Source organism: Bradyrhizobium sp. USDA 4502, assembly GCF_054063355.1.
Genome location: NZ_JBSSGF010000001.1, coordinates 6,875,522 through 6,900,615, shown reverse-complemented (window position 1 = coordinate 6,900,615; position 25,094 = coordinate 6,875,522). Strand labels below are relative to the sequence as shown.

Here is a 25,094-nt window from a genome sequence, read left to right as displayed (position 1 = left end):
CGTGAAGGACACGTCTCAAACACAGGGTAGCAGCGCCGGTCGGTGGCGCCATGCTCAACGCTGCTGCGGCAGGTTGACCTCGCTCCTTCGCGCCTCCTGGCTGCGGCGCTCGGCTTCGCCGCCCGATCGGGACAGCATGCCGATCGCCACGATCGCTGCGGCAAAGCCGGCGGCGGCGCCGACGCCGAGGGCCCAGCGCGGGCCGAGGTGATCGGCGACCCAGCCGACGATCGGTGCGCCGATCGGCGTGCCGCCGAGCGCAACGCCGAGCCGCAGCGCCATCACCCGTCCGCGCATCGCCGGCTCGGTCGAGAGCTGCATCAGCGCGTTCGAGGTGTTGGTGACGGTCAGCGCGGCGACGCCGATCACGACCAGCGCCGCGGCAAACAGCCAATAGCTCGGCGCCAATGCGGCGAGCGTGCAGCCCAGCCCGAAGATCGCGGCACCCAGCATCAGCGAGCCGAAGCGCGGCTCCTCGCGGCTCGCTGCCAGCAGCGCGCCCGACATCGTTCCGAGCGCCATTATCGACGACAGCAGGCCGAAGCCGCGCGCATCGGTGTGGAACACGCCAACCGCCATGGTGGAGATGAAGATCGGAAAGTTCAGTCCGAAGGTCCCGATCAGGAACAGCATGATCAGCGTCGCCCTGAGATCGGGCCGCGACCAGACATAGTGGAAGCCCTGCATCACGCTGCCCTTGGTGCGATGGGCGCGCGCGTTCGGGCGCAGCTCGGAGGTGCGCAGCAGGGTCAGCGAGGTCAGCACCGCCAGGAACGATGCGCCGTTGAACAGGAATGCCCAGCCGGTGCCGACGGAGGCGATAATCAGGCCGGCGACGGCGGGGCCGATCATGCGCGCGGCGTTGAACGAGGTCGAGTTCAGCGCGATCGCATTCGACAGATTGGTATCGCTGACCAGCTCGGCGACGAAGGTCTGCCGCACCGGGGCGTCGAGCGCCGCCGCGCAGCCGAACAGGAACGCGAAGGTGTAGACGTGCCAGAGCTGCACCAGCCCGGTGACGGTGAGAATGCCGAGGATGAGTGCGAGCGTACCCATCGTCGCCTGGGTCGCCATCAGCAGCTTGCGTTGGTTGAAATGATCGGCGGCAAAGCCGGTCCACGGCATCAATAATAGTTGTGGCCCGAATTGCAGCGCCATCACGATGCCGACGGCGGACGCGCTGTGATTTGTCAGCTGGGTGAGAACCAGCCAGTCCTGCGCCGCGCGCTGCAGCCAGGTGCCGATGTTGGATACCAGCGCGCCGGCCGCCCAGACCCGGTAGTTGAAGTTCGCGAGCGATCGAAATACGCGTCTCATGTTCTCTGAGGTTCATTCCCGCCGTGAAACCGCCCGAACCGCCGCGCCAGGAACAGGCCGATCAGAAGACCGCCGAGCCCGAGCGCTGCAACGTCGCTGGTGGTTCGCAAGCCAAAGTCGCCGACGCGGCAGACCAGAAGATATCCGACCGCGAGGTTGAAGAAGCCCCACACGATGTTGACGGTCGATGAGGACAGGCCTTCGCCGGGCGGTTTGGCGAACGGGCTCTGGAACGCTTCGCCCATCATGCCGGCGACGACGTGGGGGATCGCATTGGTGAGAAAGACGCCGCCGAAGAAATAGGCGACGAGATCAAGCCAGTTCATGCGCGTTGGTCCTTTCAACGAGATCGATGATCGCCTGCGTCGAGCCGGTTTCGCCAAGCCGCGGGAACACGTGCTCGATGCTGTATTCATGTGCGTGCGACCGCGCATCGGTCATGGCGTCGATTGCGAGCGTGACGTTGAAGCCCGCCTCATAGGCCTGTCTCGCCGTCGATTCGACGCCGCCCGCGGTGGCGACGCCGGCGATCACGACTTGCGTGACGCCGCGCGCTCTCAGCAGGCCTTCGAGGTCGGTGCTGGCAAATGCGCCTCGCGTTCGCTTGGTCACGACAATGTCGCCGGGCTGTCGGTCGAGCTCCGGAATGAGATCGGTCCATCCATCGGGAAGCGGGCCGCCAAATGGATTTCCAATTAGATTTCCATGGCGCGGCGCCTGCTCGGTTCGTCCCGGCGAGCTGCCGTCGACATTGACCAGCGCGACCGGCAGACCGTGCCGTCGGAACGCAGCGCCAAGCGCGGCGGCGCGAGCCACGATGTCGCCGATCGGGTGGGCGAAGGGCCAGCCCATGAGGCCGCTTTGTAGATCGATGACGATCAATGCGGTGATCGGATCGAGCGTCGTCAGGGCCATGGTCGTTACCTTTCTCGCAAGCTGTCGCAGTGCAGCCGGCTCAATCCTCGACCAGCCGCTTCAGCAAGCCGACGGCGGCGGCGAGTTCGTCCTGCTCCCGCGCCGACAGCCGCGCGGCGATGGTGCGCGACAGCCAGTCCTGCCGTGCGGCGCGGCCGGTGCGCAGCCGCTCGCGGCAGCTATCGGTGAGCGACATGATGGTCTGCCGGCCGTCGTCCGGATCCGGCACGCCGCGGACCAGGCCGGCGGCCTCGAGCGCCGATATCGCCGAACTCATCGACTGCGGACGCATGCCCTCTGATCGCGCCAGGCTGGACACGGTCGCGGGGCCGTCCTTTTCGAGGCGAAGCAGCACCGCGACCTGGGAGGGCGGGAGGTCCTCGCGCTGACCCTGCTCGCGAAGCCGCCGCTTCAGCGTTCCAATCAACAGGCGAAGATCTTCGGCCAGCGCGGATGTGCGCGCCGAGCCGGGACGGGCCGGTACATTGCTCATGCCGGATCGGATAGCATATATGAAGGTAAACTGTAAAGATTATCTTCGCAGTTTATCTGCATACGTGTCCTGCTGCAGCCAGCCGACTGGTCTGACGCTGCTCGCGGCCGGATCGGCGCGGCACGCGGGGCGTCCGCGCGTGTGACGCCGGCCTCAGCGCGGAATGAAATGGATGGTGAGGGCTTCGAGCGCCTCAGCGCAATGGCGCGCGCTTACTCGGGCGCAGCGTCGCTGCTTGCCGCGGCCTCGTACATCTCGCGCGCGCGCCTGGTCACGGCCGCATAGCGCGCCGTCGCGCTGAGGCTCATCAGGCCGGCGCGCACCAGTCCGAGAATGGCGCGTCGGGAGTGGAACGGTCCGGTCTTGCTCGCGGCATATCCGCGCGGATAGAGCTGCAGGCGACCGGCGAGCGCTTCCTGCAACGCCATCTTCTGGGTTGCGCTCAGGCGCCGGCGCCGCGCGGGCTTGCTTGCTTCCGCCAGCATGCGCAGCTCGATGCCCGACGGTTTCCGTGGTGCGCCCTTCATTGTCAGCTCACATTCCGGCCGACTGGCGCGACCTTTCGCGAGGCCCGGCGCCCGGCCGGCATCGCCATGGACGCCGGCATGTGGCACATCATGGCTTGCGCTGTTGCTCATTCGTGAGACAGAACCGCATTTCGAGCAGCCGCGGCATCTGACGAAGGTCAGGACCGGTTGTGACGAAAGTCATATTCGTTTGCGACCGCTGCCGGCTTACGCCAGAGTGGGCTGCTCGCTGAGCTGATGGGCAACGCATGATCGATCTGAGCGCGGATTTGCTTGCGGCCGCAGAAGCCGACGTCATCGGTCTCGCCGTCATCGGCGCCGATCGAAGCATGCAGCGGAAGATCGGCCGGCTGGTCGAGTGGCTTCCCGCAACCGGCGTCGATTGCTGCGAGTGTGTGTTGCTGGTCGGCATGGAAGCCGAGCTGGCGGCACTTGCCAGCGGCCAGCGGGACATGATCGCGCTGGCCGGTGTGCGTGGCGCGTCGCCTGACATCACGCAGCCGATGACGGCGGTCGTGCTGTGGAACGGCGCGGGGGCGCATTACTTCGTCATCGCCATGCCGGATTTTGCCGGCCGTCAGGTCGAAACGCTGCTCGGCAGCGAGCGCCGCGCCCGGCGCCTGATGGAGCAGCAGCTCGAGGCGGCGAGCGCGGAGGTGCGCTTTGCCTCGCTGGCGCGGACGCGGCTGCGGCTGGCGCGCGATCTGCACGATACGCTGGTGCACTCGATCGTGGCGCTGCTGACCCAGATCCGGCTGATCCGGCATTATTTGTCGGCCGATCCCGCCCGTGTGGCGGACAGCCTCGCGACCGCTGAAGATGCGGCCGCGAGCGGCCTGAACCGCGCCCGCGAAGCCATCGACCGCCTGCGCACGCCCGACGACCTGAAGCTTGATCCCGATGTCGAGGGGCTGCTCAGCGACTTCGCCGCGCGCAGCGGTGTCAGGGTGTCGATCCAGATCGACGAAGCGGCGCGCTCCGGCCTGCGCGATTGCGGCCTGACGGTTCAGCGTATCCTCAGCGAGGCACTGCGCAACGTTCAGACGCATGCGCAGGCGCGCCGCGTCTCCTTTCACGCCTTCGACGAGCCGGCCGCGGTCGGCCGCAAGCTGATTGTCGAGATCCGCGATGACGGCCGCGGCTTCGATCCCGCGATCCCGACTCCAGGACATTTCGGATTGATTGGCATGGCCGAATTTGCTGAACTTGTCGGCGGCAGCTGCACGGTGGAGAGCGCGCCCGGGCAGGGAACGCTGGTCCGGATCTCGCTCCCCGTGGCGGTGCCGCCGGCAGCGTCCGCCGGCGTGCTGGCCGATTGAATTCGTTGCCGCGCATGCAACGCGTTTTCGAGAGGATGACGGAAAGCCCGTGAGCAGAATTGAGAAGATACGGGTGCTGATCGCCGAGGATCAGACGCTGATCAGGGAAGGTATCGCGACGCTGCTCGCCCAGCAGAACGACGATTTCGAGATCCTTCCCGGCGCGGCCGATGGCGAGCAGGCCATCGAATTCGCGCGGCGCTATCGGCCGGACGTCATCCTGATGGATCTGCAGATGCCGCGGGTCGACGGCATCGCCGCGACCCAGCGGATTCTCCGTGAATTGCCGCAGACCCATATCGTGGTGCTGACGACGTTCGAGACCAACGACCTGATCTTCGAGGCGGTGAGCGCAGGCGCCAAGGCGTATCTCTTGAAGGACGCCAGGATGGAGGAGATCGCCTCGACCATCCGCGCGGTCATCAACGGCCAGTCCGGGCTTTCGCCCGGCGTCGCCGCGCGCATCCTCGATGAGTTCAAGCGGCTGCGCGGCCCGCGCGTCTCGGCGAAGCTGCCGGTTCGCGATGGGCTGACGGCGCGGGAGAATGAAATTCTTACGCTGATCGTCGAGGGCAAGAGCAACACCGAGATCGGCGAGCAGCTGCATTTGGCCGAAGGAACCGTGAAGAACTATGTCAGCACGATTCTGGAGAAATGCCAGGTCAAGAACCGTACAGAACTCGCAATAAAGGCAATAACTTACTAGAAATAATTGGCCGTGATCGCACAACCACGCGGTTGATCCGGCTGAGATTGCTCGCCTTTCTCTGGGCCGCGCCCGCAAAATTGGCTATAGGGTTGTTTCGGATTTGCTTTTTGACACCGCAGGTCCGGATTGCGCGGCTACGAGTAAGCGGGAAATGACCATGAAGGGTATCGAGCGCCAGACCAAAGGTACGGACGGACCGGCGGACGCTGCGGCGGCCGGCAACGGCGTGGATCCGGCGGCGCATGGCATGGCGGCGATCGATCAGGTTCGTGACCTGCTGTTCGGCGGCGCGCAACGTTCGCTCGAGACCAACCTCTCGGGTCTGCGCGAGGAGATGCAGGCATCGCTCAAGCAGATGCAGGCGGACTTCACTAACGAGCTCACCGCGCTTTCTGCGCGGCTCTCCGACCTCGAGCGGGATACCGAGCAGAAGCGGCTCGACTCGCTGAAGGATGTCGGCGCGGCGATCACCCAGCTCGGCTCGGTCATCAGCGGATTGGGATCCGGCCGCACGGGCAAATAGCATGGCAGCTGCTGCCGGCCAGAACCGCGAGATCGAGCAGCTCAAGACATTGCTGTTTCAGCCCGAGGCGACGCGCCTGACGTCGCTGGAGGCCGACCTCGACTCGCTGCAGCGCTATGTCGGCAACGCCGACCGCCTGGAGACGGCAACCGCGGGCATCCTGGTCGAGGCGCTGGAGCGCGCCGAGGTCAACCGGCCGCGCGAGCTCGCCAGCGCGATTGCGCCGGTCGTGGTCTCGGCGATCCGCAGCGAGATCAAGAACTCGCGCGAGCAGATGATCGAGGCGCTCTATCCGATCGTCGGCCGTCTGGTCAGCGCCGCGGTGGCAAATTCGTTCAGGGAGCTGGTTGCCTCGCTCGAGCAGCGCATCAATGCGTTGACCTCGGCGCAATTGTGGGTCGGCCGCGTCAAGTCGCTGGTGACGGGACGCCCGATCAGCGAATTCGTGCTCGCCGATCAGCCGCCGCAGATCAACCGGCTCCTGATCATCGAACGCGGCAATGGCCGCCTGATCGCGGACTGGAAGCGCGATGCGACCGCCGACGAACGCGCCGACCTGCTCAGCGCGATGGTCGCGGCGATCCTGGAATTCTCCGTGCAGGCGCTCGCCGGCGAAGGCAATCTGCAGACGCTCGATTTCGGCGGACGGCAGCTCGCGCTGCGCGCCTCGCCCCGCTTCATCCTGGCGGCGGAGTGCCTGGGACCGCTGCGGCCCGCCGACAACGCCAGGATCAACTCGTTGTTCTTCGATGCGATCGAGCGCATCGACCGCGGTGCGGATTGCGACGGGCCGATGCTGGCGTCGCTGGCAGCCGCGATCGAGACCGACGATACGCCACGGCGAATCGCGAGCCGGCGCGGCAAGGTGATCCTTTTCGCCTTGCTCGCGGCATTGGCCGCGCTGCTGCTCTGGCTTGCCGCGACATCGGTGACGCGCGGCCTGTTGGAGCGGCGGACCCAGGCGGCGCTGGAACAGCTCGCCGCAAAGCAGCCGTTGCTGGCCTCGTTCCCGCTGCGGCTCGACTTCGATCACGGCAGCCGAAGCGTGGCCGTTTCAGGCATCGAGCCGAGCCAGCTGGAAACCGCGCCGTTGATCGATGCGCTCGCCGCGGCCGCGGCACCGTACAAGATCGTCAACCACATCGGTCTGGTGTCCGCACCGGAACAAGTCGCGGCATCGCAGGCCGGCATCGCGGGCCTGCAGCAGAGCCTGACGCGCCTGCAGGCGAGCCTCGACCAGATGCGCGAGGCGATCGGTGCGCAGGCGAAGTCGGGCGACCAGAAATATGCCGCCCTGACCGAGCAATATGACAGGCTCGGCGAGCAGTATGCCAAATTGGCCGAGCAATATTCGAAGCTGCAAGCCGTCGCCGACGGTCCGGCGGCGCGGCTCGACCGCTTCATCGCCACCACCGCGATCTTCTTCGCGAACAATTCAGACGAAGTCCTCGACAACGACCAGGCCGAGCAGCAGCTGCGCGAACTCGCCGGACTAATGGCGAACAACGATCTCAGGCTGCGCATCGTCGGCTATGCCGATCAGAGCGGCACGGAAGGCACCAACCGGACGCTGGCGCGCAAGCGGGCCGAGCAGGTCCAGCGCAGGCTGACCGCGCTGGGGATCGATCCGTCGCGGCTGATTTTGGTTTCGCGCGCGGCGACGATGCCGATCACCGACCGGGTCGACGCCACCGTCGGCGGCAACCGCCGCGTGGCGTTCGAGACGGTCTATCGAGGCGAAGTGGCCCGCTGATGCTCACCGCGAAAGTCATGCTGCTCGGCGATATGGGGGTCGGCAAGACGTCGATCCTCTATCGGCTGATCTACAACCGGTTCGAGGGCCAGTACAAATCGACGCTGGGCGTCGAGATCCTGAGCCACGACGTGGCGTCGGCGGATGGCAGCGATCCGATGCGCCTCGTGCTGTGGGACACCGACGGCGATTTCGGCACGCAGATCTTCGACACGGTCTATGTCACCGGCGCATCCGCCGCCATCATCGTGTCCGACGTCACGCGGCCGCAGACGGTGACCCGCATGGTCGAACTGGTCCGCGGCTTCGAGGAGCGCTTCCCCGGCCGGCCCTACCGGGCGCTGCTGAACAAGATCGACTTGCCGGAAGCCGCGGGCAGCGCGGGCGCGATTGCCGGGCTTGCGAAGTCGAGCGTCAAGTCGGTCAGCGCCAAGACCGGCGTCGGCATTGCCGAGAGCTTTATCGAACTCGCCCAGACCATCCGCCGCCGCCAGCTCTAGTTAGCGACAACGCGCACACGTCTGTGTCAGCCGTCCCGACTTCTCGGGGCTGGCGAATCGGGCCGGGACGGCTGACTTCATCGCACGTGGGGCGTACGATGAAAGGCTCTCGCGCGGCCCGCAGAAAGCCGCACGCTTTCCCCGCCGACAGCACCACGCCGTCCCACACTCCGATAGTGACGATGGTCATCTTCCGCTCGGCCAATGGCCTGCCTATCGTCCGCCCCGTCACTGGAAACAGCCACGGGACGAACGGTGTCTCGGGCGCACGGAGCGAGAGATCATGAGCATTTTTGGCAGCATCATGGGGGCAATCTTCGGCCACGGCGCCCAGGCCAAAACCGCTGAGAGCACGACGACGGCCGCGCCCGGCGCAGCGCCATCGACATCGACATCGACGTCTGCATCTGCTGCGCCCGGCACGGCGGCGCCACAAACCGTCGACGTCGCCGCGATCGTCGACAAGGCGGCCGCGGCGACCGGCGAGAAGCTCGACTGGCGCAGCTCGATCGTCGACCTGATGAAGGCGCTCGGCCTCGACAGCAGTCTTGCGGCGCGCAAGGAGCTCGCGAAGGAGCTGCACTACACCGGCGATACCAGCAACACCGCCACCATGAATGTCTGGCTGCATCAGCAGGTGATGGCCAAGCTCGCCGCCAATGGCGGCAAGCTGCCGGACGACATCAAGACCTGACGTCCCGCCTCGAGCCGTGCGCGGCGCTCGCGCCCGCACGGCTCCGAACGATGTGTATTGCGTGAGGAGCAGTTGCGATGACCTCATCTCATCCTGCCATCCTGAACAGGCCGCGCGCTGGTGTGGTGCGGTCCGCCGTATTGGTCGGCGCGGCACTCGGATCCGTCGCGCTGGCGCTCGGCATCGATATCGCCATCGCCCGCGCGGATTATTCCGGCGACGAACCGCGGCCGGAAAATGCGAATGTGCAGCGCGCTACGCAGAACCCGCCGCCGGCGCGGGTCATCCTGCCGGCGCCGTGGGAGCAGGCCGCGCCTGCGCAGCCGGTCGCGGCACCCGCGAAGCCGGCCGATCGCAAATAATCCTTCGCCCCCCTTGGAGCGGTCGGCGACCCGGTCGCCGGGCCGTGCCACGGCATTCATTTGGAAAACAGGAGATCACATGCTGAAGGAATTCAGGGAATTCGCCATGAAGGGCAACGTCGTCGATCTCGCCGTCGGCGTGATCATCGGCGCGGCATTCGGCGCGATCGTCTCGTCGATGGTGGCCGATGTCATCATGCCGATCATCGGCGCGGTCAGCGGCGGGCTCGACTTCTCCAACTATTTCACCGCGCTGTCGAAATCGGTGACGGCGACCAACTTGGCCGATGCCAAGAAGCAGGGCGCCGTGCTGGCCTGGGGCAACTTCCTGACGCTGACGCTCAACTTCCTGATCGTCGCCTTCGTGCTGTTCATCGTGGTCCGCCTCATGAACCAGCTCAAGCGCGAAGCGCCCGCGGCGCCGGCCGAACCGCCGAAGCCGACCAAGGATCAGGAGCTGCTCACCGAGATCCGCGATCTCCTCAAGTCGCGCGCGTAGCAATCGCTGCGAATGCCACTGCGTACAGCCCCCAGCTCTGGAGCCTAGCCATGCCAGATCAGGTCAAGCTGCCCCGAAAATTGTCGCAAGAGCCCGGCGGTGCAGAGCCGCTACGGCCGAGCCACCGGCGGGTCATCGAGGAACTCGATCGCTGGGCCAACAGTCCCGGCCTGCAGCCGCCGAGCGATGAAGAAAAGCCGGACGACGACAAGCGCTAGACGGCCGTGACCTCGCATGGCCGGATCGCGGCCGTTTCGGTCAAGCCCGCCGGGCCGTCGCGATCAGCGCGGTCGACGGAATCGCGAAGCTGTCGCCGACCCGCCTGCGCTCGATCTCGGCGCGGAAGGCGCGCGCGACTGCGGCGCTCTGGTCTGTATCGAGCCCGCTCCAATGCGGCATGAACTCGAACAATTTGTCGACGTCACCGGGATTGGCGACATTGAGTTTGAAGTCGTGGGTGATCTCGGTGACGACAGGATCGGAGAAGCCGGCGGCGACGAGCGCAGCGGCGAGGCGGCCGGGGTCGGCGAGCTCGGCGAGGCCCGTGCAGGGCATCGGCGTGACATTGTCGGGATAGAGCCGCCGGATGATCTGCGAGAGCAAGAGATGCACGGCGGCACCGTCGGCGCTCTTCCAGACCGCAATCGCCGCCGATCCGCCCGGTCGCGTCACCCGTGCCATCTCGCACAGGCCGGCGCGCCAGTCCGGAAACAGCATCACGCCGAACACCGACACTGCCGCGTCGAAGGCGGCATCCGGCAGGTCGAGCGCCTGGCCGTCCATCTGGCGCGCCTCGATATTTGGAAGCCCATGCGCACGGACCCGTGCCACCATGCCGGCGGAAAAGTCGACCGCGGTGACGTCAGCGCCGGTGCGGGCGGCGGCAAGTGCCGCGGCGCCCGTGCCGGTGGCGACGTCGATCACCCTGGATGACGGGTCGATCGGAAGCGTTGCGACCGCGGCGTCGGCGAACAGCGTCGTGAACGGCTGCGACTGCGCCTCATAGGCGGCGACCATTTTGTCCCAGTGCGCGGGATCGTTGTACGGCAGAGGTTTCGCCTGCTCACTTGACTGCATGAATCTGGTCCTCGAGATTTTGTTTGTGTTTGGCGAGCCGGCGCTTGAAATCCTTCGCGAGCGCATCGAGCGTCACCGCGCCGAGCCGCTTCAGGAACAGCGCCTCGACCTCGCGAAACGTGTCTCCGAGCGCGTCGTTGACGGCCTGTTCGACCAGGCAGCCGGGATTTTCCGAGCGATGGCCCATCGCAACGATCGTGGGCGCGCCGACCGCGCGATAGATGTCCGCGAGCGTGATGTCGGCCGGATCGCGCGCCAGCGTCCAGCCGCCGCCATGGCCCTTCTCCGAATGCACCAGACCCTGCTCGCGCAGCCCCGCCATCACGCGGCGTACCACCACCGGGTTGGTGGCCATCGCCTGCGCAAGTTGCTCCGACGTCACCGGCTCGCCTGCCCCGATCATGTGGAGCAGGCCATGCAGGACACTGGACAGGCGGCTATCGCGGATCATGTAACGTCATATGTTACATGAAGCGGCGGCCGTCAAGGGGGCGATGGCGGGCTCCTGGTCGCCCTCCTACCTCCCCTTGAAAAGGGGAGGTAGCTTTGCTCGTCAGAGCAAAGCGGGTGGGGATCAGCTCGCTCCACTTGCAGCGTCGTCTGCGGCTGACCCCCATCCCGACCTTCCCCCTTTCAGGGGGAAGGAGAAGTGATCAAGGACCTGCACGTTGGCTTTGATTGTTTAACCGGGATTCGCGTGCCGGATTTCGCGGCGGCGCCCGTTTAATCCGCATCGGGGACTTTGGCAGGGGCGGTATCGTGGGCAGCGTGGCGGTCGATCGGATGTTGCGGGATGCGGTGGCGCATTATGGCGCGGGCCGCGCGGCGGAGGCCGGCACGCTGTGCGGCGACATCCTCACCGCCGATCCCGACCATGTTCCGGCGCTGCATCTGTCCGCCGTCATCGCTTTCGTGACCGATCGTGTCGCGGAAGGTGCTATGCTGCTGAACCGGGTCTTCAACCTCGATCCGGATCATGCACCGGCCTTCGCCACGCTCGGCGATGCGCTCGCCGTGAAGGGCGAGCACGAAGGCGCGGTGGCGGCGTTCGAGCGCGGCGTGACGCTGCGGCCGCAGGATGCCGGCCTGCACATCAAGCTCGGCGTCGCATTGTGCGATCTGTCGCGCTTCGATGAGGCCGAGACCGCGTTCCGCCGCGCGATCGCACTCGATGGCGGCCTGACGCGGGCGCGGTTCAACCTCGCCGTCGCGCTGGCCGGGCAGCAGCGGCCGGCCGAGGCGGAGCAGGCCTATCGCGAGGTGATCGCGCGCGATCCGGTCTACCGCGGCGTCTGGCTGAACCTCGGCAATGTGCTGAGCGATCAGAGAAGGCACGAAGCGGCCGCCACGGCCTATCGCCGCGGACTTGCCGCGGATCCCGACAATGCCGGACTGCATTGCGGCCTTGGCGCGGCGCTCTGTCGCCAGGGCTTGCTGGAGGACGCAATCCTGCACTACCGCCGCGCGATTGCACTCGATCCCGACAACATCGCGCCGCAGCGCCTGCTGGCGATGGTGCTGCACGAAGCGGGCGAGCGCGCGGAGGCCGTCCGCATCTATCGCCAGGTCTCGGCCCGCGACCCGTCCGATCACGTCATCCTCAACAATCTCGGCGCCTGCCTGTTCGAGCTCGGACAGCTCGACGACGCCATCGCCTGCGCCGAGCTCGCGCTGGCGCTGAAGCCGGACTACGCCGCCGCGCACACCAATCTCGGGATCATCTTCGAGGCGCAGAACCTGGTCGAGGCCGCGGTCGCCGCGCATCGGCGCGCCGTCGAGCTCGAGCCGCTCTATGCCAAGGGCCACGCCAACCTCGCGGTCGCGCTGCGCAATGCCGGCGAGATCGATGCGGCGCTGGTGGCCTCGCGCCGGGCGATTGCACTCGATCCCGAGCAGCCGCTCGCGCACTACAACCACGCGCATTTCCTCCTGATGAACGGCGAGTTCGAGGAGGGCTTCGAGGAGTATCAATGGCGCCGCAAGACCAAGATGCTCAGCGACGGCGATCCCGTGTTCGACGAGCCGGAATGGCAGGGCGAGCCGCTCGCCGGACGCACGCTGCTGCTGTTTGCCGAATATGGACTCGGCGACGCCATCAATTTCGTCCGCTACGTGCCGATGCTGGCGGGCAGGGGCGGCCGGATCATTCTGCAGGTGCAGCCGGCGCTGGTCGCGCTGCTGCGGCCGATGCTGCCTGATGTCGCGGTGTTCGCGCGCGGCGAGCCGCTGCCGCCGTTCGATCTGCAACTGCCGCTGCTCAGTCTGCCGCGGATCTTCCGCACCACCGTCGAGACCATTCCCGCACCGATATCCTATCTGCGGGCGGATGCCGGCAAGCTCGCGCGCTGGCGCGAGGCGCTCGCCGGCGTGACCGCGCTGAAGGTCGGCGTGGTCTGGGCCGGCAATCCCAAGCACAAGGGCGACCGCCAGCGCTCGCTGCCGGCGGACGCCGTGCTGCCGCGGCTGGTCACATCGGGCGTGCAGCTCTACGGTCTGCAGAAGGAGCCGCGGCCGGACGATGCGCCGGTGCTGCGGCGTCTTGGCGCAGGTATCGTCGACCTCGCGCCGACGCTCGGCGATTTCGCCGACACCGCGGCGGCCGTCTGCGCGCTCGATCTCGTCATCGCCGTCGACACATCGGTGGCGCATCTCGCCGGCGCGCTTGGCCGCCCGGTCTGGATGTTGTGTCCCTATGCGCTCGACTGGCGCTGGCTGCGCGATCGCGCCGACACACCCTGGTATCCGACCATGCGGCTGTTCCGCCAGGACAGACCGCAGGCCTGGGATCGCGCGCTGGCGCGCGTGACGGACGAACTCGCGCGGCTCGCCGGCGGCGAGCGCGAGTTGCTGTTGCCGGCACGTTTAGCGCGTTGACCGGCCATCACCCCGCACTCATCCCCTGCGCGCCGCCGAGCAGCTTCACGTTGAGCCGGCCGCCGTCGAACAGCATCTCGTTCAGCGCTGCGTCGATGTCGTCAGCAGTGACATCCCGGCCTCCCCCGCGGGCGATGCTGGCCTGAGCGATGCGGCGCATCAGCTCCTTGATGAATGCGGCGCTGACCCCGGCGGTGCGCTGCACCGCTGCGTCAACCACGGGCGGTTCGAGCGGCAGGCCCTTGCCGTACAGTCGGATCAGCTTGCCGCGCCCGGTCTCGTCGGGCACCGGCACCTCGATGGCCTGGTCGATGCGGCCGGGCCGGCCGGCCAGCGCGCCTTCCAGCTCCTCGGGCCGGTTGGTGGTCAGGACGAACAGGATGTCGCAGTCCTCCTTCAGGCCGTCCATCTCGTTGAGCAGCTTGTTGAGCAGCGATTCCTCGCACGGTCCGCCCATGTCCTCGCGGTCGCGTGCGATCAGGTCGACGTCCTCGATCACGACCATGGTCGGCTGCAGCAGTCGCGCGAGGCTCATATAGGCGCCGAGCAGGCCGACCTGCTCGGCGGTGATGATCAGTGTGGTGTGATCCGGCAGGTTGGTGGCGAGATAGCGAATGGTGTGGGTCTTGCCGGTTCCGGGCGGGCCGTAGAGCAGGATGCCCTTGCGGGTCGACTGCCCGAGCTTGCGCAACAGATCGCGGCTTTCGACGAAGTCGAGCACGTTGCGGTCGAGCAGCCGCAGCGTCCGGTCCGGCAGGATCACGTCATCGCGCGCGACCGTCGGCAGGCGATGCACGGTCACGCCGCGCGCGCGGCCGCGATAGTCGGCGGCATCCTCCAGCGACAGGATCTTGCCGCGATAGGATCGTGCCGCGTGCACGGCCGCTTCCAGCTCGGCAAAGGTCCGCTGCACCAAGGCGTTTCCGGCGACGCCTGCGGGCACCGCGAGCTCGATCCGCAAGCCCGGCTCGGTCTGATAATCACGATGGTAGCTGAGCAGCACCGCGTAGCGCAGCTCTCCGGTTTGGCATAGCCACAAGCCATTGGTCAGGCATTTCACCGACTCAGGCTCGCCAACGTCGACGTCGTGATACTGCGGCGGCGCGATCGGCGGCGCGTTGCGGCTGTTCTCCATCAGCGAGGCAATCGCGAGGGTCTCATAGCGGTGTTGCTCATGAATGCCGAAGAAATGGATCGGCACATCGAACAACTTGTCGATCGCGATCTGGACGTCCGCTCGCATGTGACCGGGAAATTGTCGCGACCGGGTCATGATCTGATTGCGCGGCGTCCCGGCAAAATGCCAATCGAGCGCCATGAAGGCATATCTGAACTCCTCGCTCGGTAGATTTTCTGAGCTTGCCCGCGCGGCGATCAGGCAGTTGCCGCACAGGCAGACTGTCCGGCGGATGAGAAACACGTCGGTGACGGGCTCCAGCGCGCCACAGAGATCGCACGGCCGGGCCGCGTCGGCGGCCGATGCGGTGATCAGCAATGGATGCCCGTTGTTGCGGATCAGCTGTTGGGCGGACTCCAGCAGTGCCTTGGCCACCGTCGCGGGATAGGGGCCGCATGCGAATCCGTTCTGGGCCTCGATTCGCGCAGTGACGGCAACAGCCTCTTTCCGGGACTTGCCGAATACCGTGCGCAGCAGGTTGCGCATGAATTCTATCGGTGTCTCGTCGTCATCATGGATGAAGAGCCTGACCGGGCCGTTCTCGGCAAAAACGTCGTGCATGAGACCCCCGAACGCAATTGGGAACAAAAGAACAAAATAAGAACATCACGGCGGCTACTGCGCGTCAAGCGAAAGATTCTGCGGTCTCATCCCTGACGTGTAGTGAGCCGATCGGCCGGGAACGCGCACTGGAAGTGTAAACGCGGCTCAACGCCTGTGACGATTGTGTTGCGGCAAATGCCAAGAGATGGCCGTCACAGCGGCAAACTTCCGACACACCATCGGGGCGAAAAGGAGTATCCGACATGGCGCGAGCGCGAGAGCAGATTCCTCCCAAGGGTTTGCGGTCGCGCAGTTATTTTATGAGGCCCTCGTGTCGCACAAACTTCGCCTTGCGCTGCTTCTCGTCTTCACCTTGTTCGTCTCTCCCGCGCTTGCGCAGCCGGCCGCCAAGCCGGCGCCGCCGCAACCCGTTACCGGTAACGCGCTGACGCCCGAGCAGGCGAAACGTGCGCTCGACACGCTGCAGGACGACAAGAAGCGCGGCGAGATCATCAACACGCTGCGCGCCATCGCCAATGTCTCGCCGCAGGCGGCCGCCGCGGAGCCGGCGCCGGAGCAGCATTCGCCGATCCCGCTCACTGCCGACAGCCTCGGCGCACAGCTGTTGCTGATGGTGTCCGAGCAGGTCGGCGAGATGTCGCGCGAGGTCGCCGACGTCGCGCGCACGCTGACGCATTTCCCGGCGTTCTACTACTGGTTCGTGCGTACCGCCAACGATCCGGTCGCCTATGGCCTCTTGATCGATATCGCCTGGAAGCTGGCGCTGGTGTTCGGCTGCGCGCTGGCCGCCGAATGGGTGGTGTTCCGCCTGATCAAGCGGCCGGTCGCGTTCCTGGAAGCGCGGCTGCCGCAGACCGCGCGCATGCCGGTGCAGACGCTCGCCATCGTCGATCCGCCGTCGTCGGTTGCCGACGTCACGCCGGCGCCCGAGTTGCAGCGGCGCCGGCTCAGCCTGGCGCGGGCCTGGCAGTCGCTGGTCCGGCTGCCCTTCGTGCTTGGGCGCCTTTTGCTCGAATTGCTGCCGGTCGTCGTGTTCGGCGGCATCGCCACCGCGCTGCTCGGCACCGAGATCGGCGATCAATCGACCACGCGGCTCGTGATCCTTGCCGTCGTCAACGCCTATGTGTTCTCGCGCGTCTTGATCTGCGCGGTGCGCGCGCTGGCAGGGCCGTTCGGCCTGTTCCGCGTCCGTGCCGAGACTGCGGCCTATATCGAGATCTGGGCCCGGCGCATCGTCGCCGTCGGCGTCTCCGGCATCGCCTTTGCCAATGTCGCGCTGCTGCTCGGGCTGCATCGCGCCGGCTATGCCGCGCTGATCCGGCTCGTGATGTTGGTCGTGCATCTGTTCGTCGTCGTCATCATCCTGCAGTGCCGCCGCCAGGTCGCCGACGCCATCCGCGCGCCGGCCGATCGCACCGGGCTTGCGGCGCGGACGCGCAACCGGCTCGCGGCGCTCTGGCATGTGCTGGCGATCGCGCTCGACCTCGCGCTGTGGGCAGTGTGGGCGCTCAACATCCGCAACGGCTATTCGCTGCTGCTGCAATATTTCGTCGGCACCGTCGCGGTGCTCCTGGTTACCCGCCTCGTCACCATGGTGGTGCTGAGCCTGATCGATCGCGGCTTCCGCATCAGCCCGGAGCTGATCCAGCGCTTCCCGGGGCTGGAGACGCGCGCCAACCGCTATCTGCCGCTGCTGCGCAAGGTGGTCACGGCAGTGATCGCCTTCATTGGCTTCGTCGCGCTGCTCGAGGTCTGGGGCGTCGATGCCATCGTCTGGTTCTATGGCGGCCAGATCGGAAGCCGCCTGATCTCGGCGCTGGTGACGATCGGCATTGCCGCGCTGGCCGCGGCCGTGATCTGGGAAGTCGCCAATGCGCTGATGGACCGGCAGATCGACACCCTGTCGCGCGACGGGCATTACGCCCGCGCCGCGCGCTTGCGCACCTTTCAGCCGATGCTGCGAACCGCGCTGTTCTGCATGATCGTCGCGGTGGTCGGCCTCACGGCGCTCAGCGAGATCGGCGTCAATGTCGCGCCGCTGCTGGCCGGCGCCGGCATCGTCGGCATCGCGATCGGCTTCGGTTCGCAGAAGCTGGTGCAGGATCTGATCACCGGGCTGTTCCTCCTGATCGAGAACACCGTGCAGGTCGGCGACAACGTCACGGTGTCGGGCCTCTCGGGCGTGGTCGAGAACGTCTCGATCCGCACCATGCGGCTGCGCGCCGGCGACGGTTCGGTGCACGTGGTGCCGTTCAGCGCGGTGACCACGATCACCAACTCCAGCCGCGGCGCCGGCAATGCCGCAGTCAGCGTCAACGTGTCCTACAAGGAGGACACCGACCGCGCCGGCGAGGTGCTGAAGGACATCGTCGCCCAGATGCGCCAGGAGACGGCGTATCGCGCATTCATTCGAGGCGACCTCGAATTGTGGGGCGTCGACAAGGTCGACGGCTCGGTCGTGACCATCGTCGGCCAGATCCGCTGCACCGATAGCGGCCGCTGGGCGGTGCAACGCGAGTTCAACCGCCGCATGAAACGGCGCTTCCAGGAGGAGGGCATCGAGATCGCCTCGATGGGCCAGACCATCCTGATGCAGCTTCCTCCACCCTCCGAGCCCGATACCAACGCCCAGCCGCGCCGCGCGGCGGGCTGATCCGGCGCTCCGCTTCACCTCGCCCCGCTTGCGGGGAGAGGTCGAATTCGAGCGAAGCTCGAATTCGGGTGAGGGGAAGTCTCCGCGAGAGTATCTGCTTCCGTGTGTGCGAAGGCAGCCCGAGCCAACCAGCGGGAATGCTTGCCGGCGCGTCTCACGATTGCGACACGTCTCGCGACGGTGAGACGCCGCCAGCCTTGCCAAGCCCGCTGACCGGCGCGCAGCCGGCCGAAATCCGGCCGTTCTCACCCATTCCCTGCGACTTCCTCCGCTGGCACAGCGCTTGCTGATCGTCATGCAATGCGCGGCAAGACGCATTGCACAACTGAACCCAACGCGAAGGAAGGAAACGCACATGGAGCTTGGCTACTTCACCATGCCCTCGCACCCGCCGGAGTGCGGATTGAAGGAGGGCCACGACTGGGACCTGCAGACGCTGCGCTGGCTCGACGAGCTCGGCTATCAGGAAGCCTGGATCGGCGAGCACCATACCGCACCCTGGGAGCCGCACCCGTCGCCTGATCTGCTGGTGGCGCAGGCGCTGCTGCAGACCAAGAATCTGCGCATCGGGCCCGGCGGCTTCCTGCTGCCGTATCATCATCCCGCCGAACTCGCGAACCGCGTTGCGATGCTCGATCATCTCTCGAACGGGCGCCTCAACTTCGGCGTCGCGGCCTCGGGCCTGCCCAGCGACTGGGCGATGTTCAACGTCGACGGCATGTCGGGCCAGAACCGCGACATGACCCGCGAGGCGCTCGAGATCATCCTGAAGATGTGGTCCGAGCCGGGACCCTGGACGCACAAGGGCAAGTACTGGACGGTGAGCAAGCCGGACACGATGTTCGACTTCCTCAAGCCGCACATCAAGCCGTTGCAAGGGCCGCACCCGCCGATCGGCGTCGCCGGCCTGTCGAAGAATTCGGACACCTTGAAGCTCGCCGGCGAGCGCGGCTTCATTCCGATGAGCCTCAACCTCAACCCGGCCTATGTCGGCAGCCACTGGGATTCGGTCGAGGCCGGCGCCGCCAAGACCGGCCGCAAGCCGAGCCGCAAGGACTGGCGGCTGGTGCGCGAGGTGTTCGTGGCGGATACCGATGAGGAGGCGTGGAAGCTGTCGACCGGCGACATGATGGGCCGGATGATGAGCGAGTACTTCCTGCCGCTGCTCGGCCATTTCGGCTTCAAGGACTATCTGAAGCACGCGCCCGACGTGCCCGACCGCGACGTCACTGTCGAATATTGCGCGCGCCGGAATTGGATCGTCGGCTCGCCCGCGACGGTCACCGAGAAGATCGAGAAGATCTACCGGGAGGTCGGCGGCTTCGGTGTCCTCTGTGTGTTCGGCTTCGACTACAAGCACAAACCGGAAGCCTGGCGGCACTCGCTGGACCTGCTCAAGAACGAGGTGATGCCGCGGCTCAAGCATCTCGGCGCCGAGTTCGAGAAGGCTGCATGACAGCTGCGCGGGGTGCGGGGCTTGCCTCGCACCCCGCCTCGCATATCTTGAACGAAGTGTTTTTACCGAAGCATGATCCGGAGGATCATGCTCAAACAGGGTTTGCGGCATGACGGTCGACGCACAGAGTTTCAAGCAGGCGATGCGCCATTGCGCGGGCGCCGTCGCGCTGGTGACGGTCGGCTCCGAGACCGGGCAGCGCACCGGCCTGACCGTAACCTCGGCCTGCTCGCTGTCGGACAATCCGCCCTCGGTGCTGGTCTGCGTTAACCGTAACGCCAGCGCGCATCAGCGCATCCGCGAGGAGCGCCATTTCGTCATCAACTTCCTGAACGAGGACCACGCGCTGCTGGCGCTGACCTTCTCCGGCCAGAAGGGCGTCAACGGCGACGACCGTTTTGCGTTTGGGCGCTGGACCACCGGCGCCACCGGCGCCCCGGTGCTGGAGGATGCCGTCGCGGCGTTCGACTGCGTGCTGGCGCAGGAGCTCGAGACCAAGACCCATTCGATCTTCATCGGCGAGGTCCAGCACGTCCGCGCCGCGACCACGGTCGACCCGCTGATCTATCTGCGCTCTGGCTTCCAGAGCGTGCGCAACATCCATGATCCGGTCGAACTCGGCGACCTCGACGCACGGCGTGTCAGCTGGAACGAGTTTTCGTAAGGCTTGCGCTTAAGGCCTTCCCCCGCATCTCTTGATGATCTGCGCGCCGGCCATCTCGCCTGACGGCAATTCGGTTGCCTGAGACCTGCTGCTCCGTAGCGAGCCTAATCCTCGAACAGCACGCGCTCATTGGCGAAGATGTCCGCGAGACGCCGGGCAACGGTGCCGACGAGAGGGTCATTTCGGTCGCGGCGCCGGGTGACGAGCCAAAGTTCGCGTGGCGGCGGGGCGTGCGCGAGTTTGCAGGCACACAGCTTCCGTTCGGCTCGGCCGATGAAATGCGGAAGCAGGGCTATGCCCGCGCCGGCCTGTGCGGCCGCGGCCTGCGCGGCCTGGTTGCTGGTCCGGAAGGACATGCGCGCATGGGGAAATTTCCGGAACAACCACAGCGCTTCGGGAAGATGGGCATTGGCCTCGTCGAAACCGACGAACACGGGCTCGTCGCCGGCGTCGATCCTGCGGCGGCAATCGGCGGTCGCGTAGAAGCCGGAACCCATCGACACGAGTCGCCTGGCGATGACATCCCCGTCCTCCGGACGGCCAAATCGCAGGGCGATGTCTGCCTCGCGCCTTTCGAGGCTGACGGTTCGAAAGTCGGTTGCCAGATCGATGTCGAGTCCCGGCTGCTGCCCATAGGCGCTAAAATAGGATTTGCGCCTTGGATTCGCTTGTGATTCCAAGATGGAATGGCACACGAATCGCTTGTGAACAAAGATTGGGCGCGCGTTGTCGCCCGACTTGGCGGAGCCGAGGCTCTGAACATTAGCGCGCGCAAGACGAAGGCGTTTGTCCGTCCGCGGGAGATCAGCAATGCGGTCGACTTGCTGCGCCTGATCTTGGCTTATTGCCTTGGTGAGAAAGGGCTGCGGTTGACGGCGGCATGGGCCACGTCGGTTGGGCTTGTCGATATCTCCAACGTGGCTCTGTTGTATCGCTTACGTCAGTGCGGAGATTGGCTGGCAATCTTGGTCGAGCAGGCGCTTGCCGCCGCGGCGCCGAAGGCGAGCCGCGGTCGTCTGATCCGTATTGTTGACGCCACGACGGTCCCCAAGGCTGGGACGAGCGGCAGGAACAAGAACGCAGTGTGGCGTATCCATAGCGCGTTCGATCTTCCGCAGGAGCGCTTTGGTCACTTCGAACTGACCGATCAGCGAGCGGGCGAGACGCTGGATCGGATACCGGCGGTTGCCGGTGAGATCCGTCTTGCCGATCGCGCCTATCTGCAACCGGAGCGCATGGCGCATCTCGTCGATGCCGATGCGGACTTCGTGATCCGGGCCGGCTGGAAGAGCGCGCGCTGGCTCGATGCCGAAGGTAATCTTGTTGACCTCACTGCCGAACTGCGCAACGCCTCGGCGCGTGGCCTGATCGATCGGCCGATTTGGATAAAGCGCAAGTCAGGTGCGCCGCCGCTCGCAGTGCGTCTGGTTGCCGCGAAGAAGCCGGCGCAAGCTGCTGCGGCTGCGCGACGCAAGGCGCGCCGGACTGCACAAAAGGGAGGTCATCAGCTCTCCAGGCAAACACTTGACGCCGCAGATTGGGTGATCCTGGTGACCTCACTCAGGCCAGAGGACTTCACGACTGCAGATATCCTCGCCCTCTATCGGCTGCGATGGCGCATTGAGCTCGGCTTCAAGCGGCTGAAAAGCCTGATTGGCCTGAAGGGACCTCCCGGAACCGACGAGCGGTCCGCCAGACCCCATATCCTCGCTCATCTGCTGATCATTCTATTGCTCGAGCCGCTCGTCGACGAACTCGAAGACTCTCCCCGCTTGGCCGACGCCGCCTGACCCACCCAGTGACGTGGCGTCTGCTGCGCCAGCTCGTAGCTTCGCTACGGCAAGCGATCATTCCACAGCCCGCAATCGCTCTACTCTGCAGAGCCAGTCACGCTCTCCGGCGACATCTACGCGAGCCACCCAGACATAAGCGCCACTATCAGACTATGATCAAACTATCTTAGCGCCTATGGGCTGCTGCCTGGACAGTCTGGCGAGGCGATGGACGAGGAAGTTCTGTGAGAGGCTCGGGGGCGCGTTGATGCGGACAAGCCCGGTCGGCGCGCCCGACGTCCCTCTGTGGCCAAGCCTTGCTGCCGCGGCCTCCATATCGTTGGCGGCATCGAGCATGCGCGCGCCTCTCCGGGTGAGGACGTAACCGTCGGGACGCCGTTCGACCAGCCGTTCGCCGATCGCGGTCTCCAGCGACTTCACGCGGCGGGCGACGGTAGCATGGTTCACCGAGAGTGCACGCGCGGCTCCCGACAGGCTGCCGTGGCGGGCAAGCGCGGCGAATAGCCGGACATCCTCCCAATCGATCGCTGTGCGATTTTGATCAGCCATTGAGAAAGAATAGCGAATTCCGCTCAGGACGGGGAGCTGGTTATTTGGGCTGACAATCGCGCGGGAGCAGTTCATGGCGGCACCGAATCTCACCTTGACCCTGGTCGGCGGTCCGACCGTGCTCATCGAGTACGACGGGTTTCGTCTGCTGACGGACCCCACCTTCGATCCTCCTGGCGAGTATCAGGGAGCGTACAGCCCGGTGCGGCACAGGAAGACGGATGGGCCGGCCCTTTCAGTCGAACGGATCGGCAAGCTCGACGCAGTCTTGCTCAGTCACGACCACCACTTCGACAATCTCGACAATGCCGGCCGCGCGCTTCTTCCGCACGCCGGCACAACCTACACGACGAATTCCGGCGCGCAGCGTCTCGGCGGGAACGCATTGGGCCTTGCTCCATTCGAGACCCGCGTCCTCGAGAGCGAACGCAAGAAGTTGTTTGTGACCGCCACGCCGGCCCGCCATGGACCCATCGGGGTCGATGCCGGCGACGTGGTTGGATTTGCGCTCGGCGCCGAGCAGCCGGGAGACCTGCTTTACGTCACCGGCGATACGCTTTGGTTCGAAGGCACCGCCGAGGTCGCGAGGCGGTTTTCGCCCAAGCTCGTCGTGCTGTTCACGGGCGCCGCGGAGCCCCGTGGCCGTTTCCATATGACGATGGGCAGCGAGGATGCGCTGGAAGCTGCGCATGCCTTTCCCGACGCAGCACTTGTCGCGGTCCACAACGAAGGTTGGGGCCATCTGCGCGAAAGCCAGGACCAGCTTTTGGACGTCTTCGCAAAGTTCAATCTGGCGGCCCGTCTGACCCGGCTTGAAAAGGGCAAACCGCTGCCACTGTCATGGTGAGCCGGCCGTGGCAGAGCCTGAACACGGCTTACCGCGGCGCCGCGTTTGATGGCGTGGGCCCGGCGCGGCCGTGCGACCGCTGGCCGAGCCAACGCTCATGTGAGGCGTCGCTGTCCTTGCCGTGGTCCCGCGGACGCTGCGCTGCTATGACCCCGGCGTTCTCACGACCAGTTTGATGTTCAGAAGATTGACCCCCTTGAAGGGGTTCGGCGCGCTTTCGATCGTTCCTGTGCCCGTCGCATTCGCATAGGCGCCCGTGCCCGAGAGGATCGTATATTCGCCGTTTGATTTTCCGTCCTTGATCGCGCCGGTGTAACGCGCGGTGATCGCGCCTTCCTCGAACGTGTAGGTGCTGTAACCGTAATAGGAGCCCGAGCCCTTCAGCATGTCTCCTGAATGGACGAACTCCTTCACCCCGATATGGCCATCACTGAAGATGGCGACACCAAAGAACTTGCCGGAAACGACCGTCTGCCCCTCGACGTTTGCTGCCTCGATGACCTTGACGTCGACAGGCTTGGTGACGAGCTTGAACTCGAGCACCTTCTCACCCGCTAACGCGGTCGACCCCGCAACGACGATTGCCGCGCTGGAAACGAAAAAGGTGATAAAATTCCGCATAGACTCCTCCTGCGTTTGCTGAAATCAAATCAAGGAGTGCACAGCGGGCTATACGTCATGCCCAGCATTGGCGTTGCAGCACGAAAGAGAGCCCGCGGTGATATCCCGGCAGCGGCCGAAGCTTTCGGTACCCCAGCACGCTGGCTGGAACGCACGCATTAGTCTACGTGACGGTAAGAGGTTCAGCAAGCGTAGCCACCAACGTCTCATGCTCGTCAGACGACGCATCGGATGACAGGTTCCGCGACATCAGAACAGCCGTGGCATGCTATAGTATGGTTGCGTGCGGGAGAGCGATCGAGGAGGTAGCGCCAACTCACCAATCCTTCTCCCCGCTGCCGTGGGCGACCGCGCGCGGCAACTATCGAAGTTGCTGCGGATCGACGTATCCATGACGATCCGGCAAGCATGTCTCAAGAAACCTCGTCACCGACAAGGAGTATCACCATGAAGATCGTTGTGATCGGCGGTACCGGACTGATCGGCTCAAGGACCGTTGCCATCCTGCGCCAGCGCGGCCATGAGGTCGTCGCCGCCTCGCCGAAGAACGGCATCAACGCCATCACCGGCGAGGGGCTGAACGAGGCGCTGGCCGGCGCGGCCGTCGTGATCGACCTCGCCAATTCGCCCTCGTTCGAGGACAAGGCGGTGATGGAATTCTTCGAGACCTCCGGCCGCAACCTGCTGGCGGCGGAGAAGCCGGCCGGCGTCAAGCACCATGTCGCGCTGTCGATCGTCGGCACTGACCGCACGCCCGAGAACGGCTACTTCCGCGCCAAGGTGGCGCAGGAGAAGCTGATCGAGGCGTCCGGGATTGCCTACACCATCGTCCGCGCGACCCAGTTCATGGAATTCGTCGGCGCGATCGCCGATGCGGGCGCAGTCGGAAACACCGTCAGGCTCTCGCCCGGCCTGTTCCAGCCGATCGCGGCGGAGGACGTGTCCGCGCTCGTCGCCGATATCGCGCTCGAGCCGCCGCGCAACGGCATCGTCGAGATCGCAGGTCCCGACCGCGCGCCGTTCAACGAGATCGTGGCGCGGTACCTGAAGGCAAAAGGCGACCCGCGCGAGGTGGTGAAAGACCCTGACGCGCTTTACTGGGGCGGCCGGGTCGAGCAGCACTCGCTGGTGCCGCTCGGCGAGGCGCGCCTCGGCCGCATCGATCTGAACGAATGGCTGCGCCGCGCGCGGCCGGCCGCCTGACGGTA

Annotated in this window: 27 protein-coding genes; 16 read left to right on the top strand and 11 right to left on the bottom strand. The window is 65.8% G+C overall.

Annotated features, from left to right (window positions below; genetic code table 11):
* Positions 1 to 54: 54 nt before the first annotated feature.
* The 5 genes from ACVW1B_RS32235 to ACVW1B_RS32215 all read right to left on the bottom strand — a co-directional run bounded on the left by ACVW1B_RS32235 (position 55) and on the right by ACVW1B_RS32215 (position 3,252).
* Complete coding sequence (locus ACVW1B_RS32235) at positions 55 to 1,317, bottom strand: MFS transporter (protein ID WP_253606283.1); 1,263 nt, start codon at positions 1,315 to 1,317, stop codon at positions 55 to 57.
* Positions 1,314 to 1,643, bottom strand: coding sequence for a hypothetical protein (locus tag ACVW1B_RS32230; RefSeq protein WP_253588658.1), 330 nt, complete (start codon positions 1,641 to 1,643; stop codon positions 1,314 to 1,316). The genes ACVW1B_RS32235 and ACVW1B_RS32230 overlap by 4 nt, the downstream gene beginning before the upstream one ends.
* Positions 1,630 to 2,232, bottom strand: a complete 603-nt coding sequence (locus ACVW1B_RS32225) for an isochorismatase family protein (protein ID WP_253606285.1) — start codon at positions 2,230 to 2,232, stop codon at positions 1,630 to 1,632. The genes ACVW1B_RS32230 and ACVW1B_RS32225 overlap by 14 nt, the downstream gene beginning before the upstream one ends.
* A 40-nt stretch (positions 2,233 to 2,272) precedes the next feature.
* The gene (locus ACVW1B_RS32220; protein ID WP_253606287.1) at positions 2,273 to 2,725 is read right to left on the bottom strand and encodes a MarR family winged helix-turn-helix transcriptional regulator; all 453 of its coding nucleotides are present in this window, start codon (positions 2,723 to 2,725) and stop codon (positions 2,273 to 2,275) included.
* Between the two features lie 212 nt (positions 2,726 to 2,937).
* On the bottom strand, positions 2,938 to 3,252 hold the full coding sequence (locus ACVW1B_RS32215) for a hypothetical protein (RefSeq protein WP_225161524.1): 315 nt from the start codon (positions 3,250 to 3,252) through the stop codon (positions 2,938 to 2,940).
* A 248-nt stretch (positions 3,253 to 3,500) separates the two neighbouring features.
* On the opposite strand from ACVW1B_RS32215, the gene ACVW1B_RS32210 reads away from it, so the two are divergent.
* The 9 genes from ACVW1B_RS32210 to ACVW1B_RS32170 all read left to right on the top strand — a co-directional run bounded on the left by ACVW1B_RS32210 (position 3,501) and on the right by ACVW1B_RS32170 (position 9,829).
* Positions 3,501 to 4,571 (top strand): sensor histidine kinase, encoded by a 1,071-nt coding sequence (locus ACVW1B_RS32210; protein ID WP_253606289.1) that lies wholly within the window; start codon positions 3,501 to 3,503, stop codon positions 4,569 to 4,571.
* 49 nt (positions 4,572 to 4,620) lie between these two features.
* Complete coding sequence (locus tag ACVW1B_RS32205) at positions 4,621 to 5,277, top strand: response regulator transcription factor (protein ID WP_028335911.1); 657 nt, start codon at positions 4,621 to 4,623, stop codon at positions 5,275 to 5,277.
* Between the two features lie 160 nt (positions 5,278 to 5,437).
* Positions 5,438 to 5,803, top strand: a complete 366-nt coding sequence (locus ACVW1B_RS32200; RefSeq protein ID WP_233442850.1) for a hypothetical protein — start codon at positions 5,438 to 5,440, stop codon at positions 5,801 to 5,803.
* Position 5,804: 1 nt separating this feature from the next.
* Entirely contained in the window at positions 5,805 to 7,556 is a 1,752-nt protein-coding gene (locus ACVW1B_RS32195) for an OmpA family protein (protein ID WP_253606291.1), read from the top strand.
* The gene (locus tag ACVW1B_RS32190) at positions 7,556 to 8,056 is read left to right on the top strand and encodes a GTP-binding protein (protein WP_253606293.1); all 501 of its coding nucleotides are present in this window, start codon (positions 7,556 to 7,558) and stop codon (positions 8,054 to 8,056) included. The genes ACVW1B_RS32195 and ACVW1B_RS32190 overlap by 1 nt, the downstream gene beginning before the upstream one ends.
* A 283-nt stretch (positions 8,057 to 8,339) precedes the next feature.
* Positions 8,340 to 8,750: a DUF3597 domain-containing protein gene (locus ACVW1B_RS32185; protein ID WP_253606295.1), complete on the top strand. Its 411-nt coding sequence runs from the start codon at positions 8,340 to 8,342 to the stop codon at positions 8,748 to 8,750.
* Positions 8,751 to 8,827: 77 nt separating this feature from the next.
* Positions 8,828 to 9,112 (top strand): hypothetical protein, encoded by a 285-nt coding sequence (locus ACVW1B_RS32180; protein ID WP_253606297.1) that lies wholly within the window; start codon positions 8,828 to 8,830, stop codon positions 9,110 to 9,112.
* A gap of 79 nt (positions 9,113 to 9,191) precedes the next feature.
* The gene (mscL, locus tag ACVW1B_RS32175) at positions 9,192 to 9,611 is read left to right on the top strand and encodes a large conductance mechanosensitive channel protein MscL (protein ID WP_057018930.1); all 420 of its coding nucleotides are present in this window, start codon (positions 9,192 to 9,194) and stop codon (positions 9,609 to 9,611) included.
* A gap of 50 nt (positions 9,612 to 9,661) precedes the next feature.
* Positions 9,662 to 9,829, top strand: a complete 168-nt coding sequence (locus ACVW1B_RS32170; protein WP_168857300.1) for a hypothetical protein — start codon at positions 9,662 to 9,664, stop codon at positions 9,827 to 9,829.
* A gap of 40 nt (positions 9,830 to 9,869) precedes the next feature.
* On the opposite strand, the gene ACVW1B_RS32165 is transcribed toward ACVW1B_RS32170, so the two are convergent.
* On the bottom strand, positions 9,870 to 10,688 hold the full coding sequence (locus ACVW1B_RS32165) for a class I SAM-dependent methyltransferase (RefSeq protein ID WP_253606299.1): 819 nt from the start codon (positions 10,686 to 10,688) through the stop codon (positions 9,870 to 9,872).
* Positions 10,675 to 11,139, bottom strand: a complete 465-nt coding sequence (locus ACVW1B_RS32160) for an Rrf2 family transcriptional regulator (protein ID WP_253606301.1) — start codon at positions 11,137 to 11,139, stop codon at positions 10,675 to 10,677. Before ACVW1B_RS32160 ends, ACVW1B_RS32165 begins: the two co-directional genes overlap by 14 nt.
* Before the next feature lie 332 nt (positions 11,140 to 11,471).
* Between ACVW1B_RS32160 and ACVW1B_RS32155 the strand changes: the two genes are divergently transcribed.
* Positions 11,472 to 13,562, top strand: a complete 2,091-nt coding sequence (locus ACVW1B_RS32155; RefSeq protein WP_253609866.1) for a tetratricopeptide repeat protein — start codon at positions 11,472 to 11,474, stop codon at positions 13,560 to 13,562.
* Positions 13,563 to 13,569: 7 nt separating this feature from the next.
* On the opposite strand, the gene ACVW1B_RS32150 is transcribed toward ACVW1B_RS32155, so the two are convergent.
* Positions 13,570 to 15,300 (bottom strand): ATP-dependent Clp protease adaptor ClpS, encoded by a 1,731-nt coding sequence (locus ACVW1B_RS32150; protein WP_253606307.1) that lies wholly within the window; start codon positions 15,298 to 15,300, stop codon positions 13,570 to 13,572.
* Between the two features lie 313 nt (positions 15,301 to 15,613).
* On the opposite strand from ACVW1B_RS32150, the gene ACVW1B_RS32145 reads away from it, so the two are divergent.
* The 3 genes from ACVW1B_RS32145 (at position 15,614) to ACVW1B_RS32135 (ending at position 20,076) form a co-directional block, all read left to right on the top strand.
* The gene (locus ACVW1B_RS32145) at positions 15,614 to 17,956 is read left to right on the top strand and encodes a mechanosensitive ion channel family protein (RefSeq protein WP_253606309.1); all 2,343 of its coding nucleotides are present in this window, start codon (positions 15,614 to 15,616) and stop codon (positions 17,954 to 17,956) included.
* Between the two features lie 355 nt (positions 17,957 to 18,311).
* Positions 18,312 to 19,412: an LLM class flavin-dependent oxidoreductase gene (locus ACVW1B_RS32140; RefSeq protein WP_456822719.1), complete on the top strand. Its 1,101-nt coding sequence runs from the start codon at positions 18,312 to 18,314 to the stop codon at positions 19,410 to 19,412.
* Between the two features lie 109 nt (positions 19,413 to 19,521).
* Positions 19,522 to 20,076 carry a flavin reductase family protein gene (locus ACVW1B_RS32135; protein WP_016847112.1) on the top strand — a complete coding sequence of 185 codons (555 nt, stop codon included), beginning with the start codon at positions 19,522 to 19,524 and terminating at the stop codon, positions 20,074 to 20,076.
* Between the two features lie 104 nt (positions 20,077 to 20,180).
* On the opposite strand, the gene ACVW1B_RS32130 is transcribed toward ACVW1B_RS32135, so the two are convergent.
* The gene (locus ACVW1B_RS32130; protein ID WP_456822718.1) at positions 20,181 to 20,756 is read right to left on the bottom strand and encodes a LysR substrate-binding domain-containing protein; all 576 of its coding nucleotides are present in this window, start codon (positions 20,754 to 20,756) and stop codon (positions 20,181 to 20,183) included.
* Positions 20,757 to 20,762: 6 nt separating this feature from the next.
* On the opposite strand from ACVW1B_RS32130, the gene ACVW1B_RS32125 reads away from it, so the two are divergent.
* Positions 20,763 to 21,866: an IS4 family transposase gene (locus ACVW1B_RS32125; RefSeq protein WP_076824845.1), complete on the top strand. Its 1,104-nt coding sequence runs from the start codon at positions 20,763 to 20,765 to the stop codon at positions 21,864 to 21,866.
* 159 nt (positions 21,867 to 22,025) lie between these two features.
* On the opposite strand, the gene ACVW1B_RS32120 is transcribed toward ACVW1B_RS32125, so the two are convergent.
* The gene (locus ACVW1B_RS32120) at positions 22,026 to 22,418 is read right to left on the bottom strand and encodes a LysR family transcriptional regulator (protein WP_456822717.1); all 393 of its coding nucleotides are present in this window, start codon (positions 22,416 to 22,418) and stop codon (positions 22,026 to 22,028) included.
* A gap of 73 nt (positions 22,419 to 22,491) precedes the next feature.
* Here ACVW1B_RS32120 and ACVW1B_RS32115 point away from each other — a divergent pair, with 73 nt between their 5' ends.
* The gene (locus ACVW1B_RS32115) at positions 22,492 to 23,265 is read left to right on the top strand and encodes an MBL fold metallo-hydrolase (RefSeq protein ID WP_253606314.1); all 774 of its coding nucleotides are present in this window, start codon (positions 22,492 to 22,494) and stop codon (positions 23,263 to 23,265) included.
* 144 nt (positions 23,266 to 23,409) lie between these two features.
* On the opposite strand, the gene ACVW1B_RS32110 is transcribed toward ACVW1B_RS32115, so the two are convergent.
* Complete coding sequence (locus ACVW1B_RS32110; protein ID WP_253606316.1) at positions 23,410 to 23,886, bottom strand: hypothetical protein; 477 nt, start codon at positions 23,884 to 23,886, stop codon at positions 23,410 to 23,412.
* A gap of 447 nt (positions 23,887 to 24,333) precedes the next feature.
* Between ACVW1B_RS32110 and ACVW1B_RS32105 the strand changes: the two genes are divergently transcribed.
* Positions 24,334 to 25,089, top strand: coding sequence for an SDR family oxidoreductase (locus ACVW1B_RS32105; RefSeq protein ID WP_253606318.1), 756 nt, complete (start codon positions 24,334 to 24,336; stop codon positions 25,087 to 25,089).
* Positions 25,090 to 25,094: the final 5 nt, after the last annotated feature.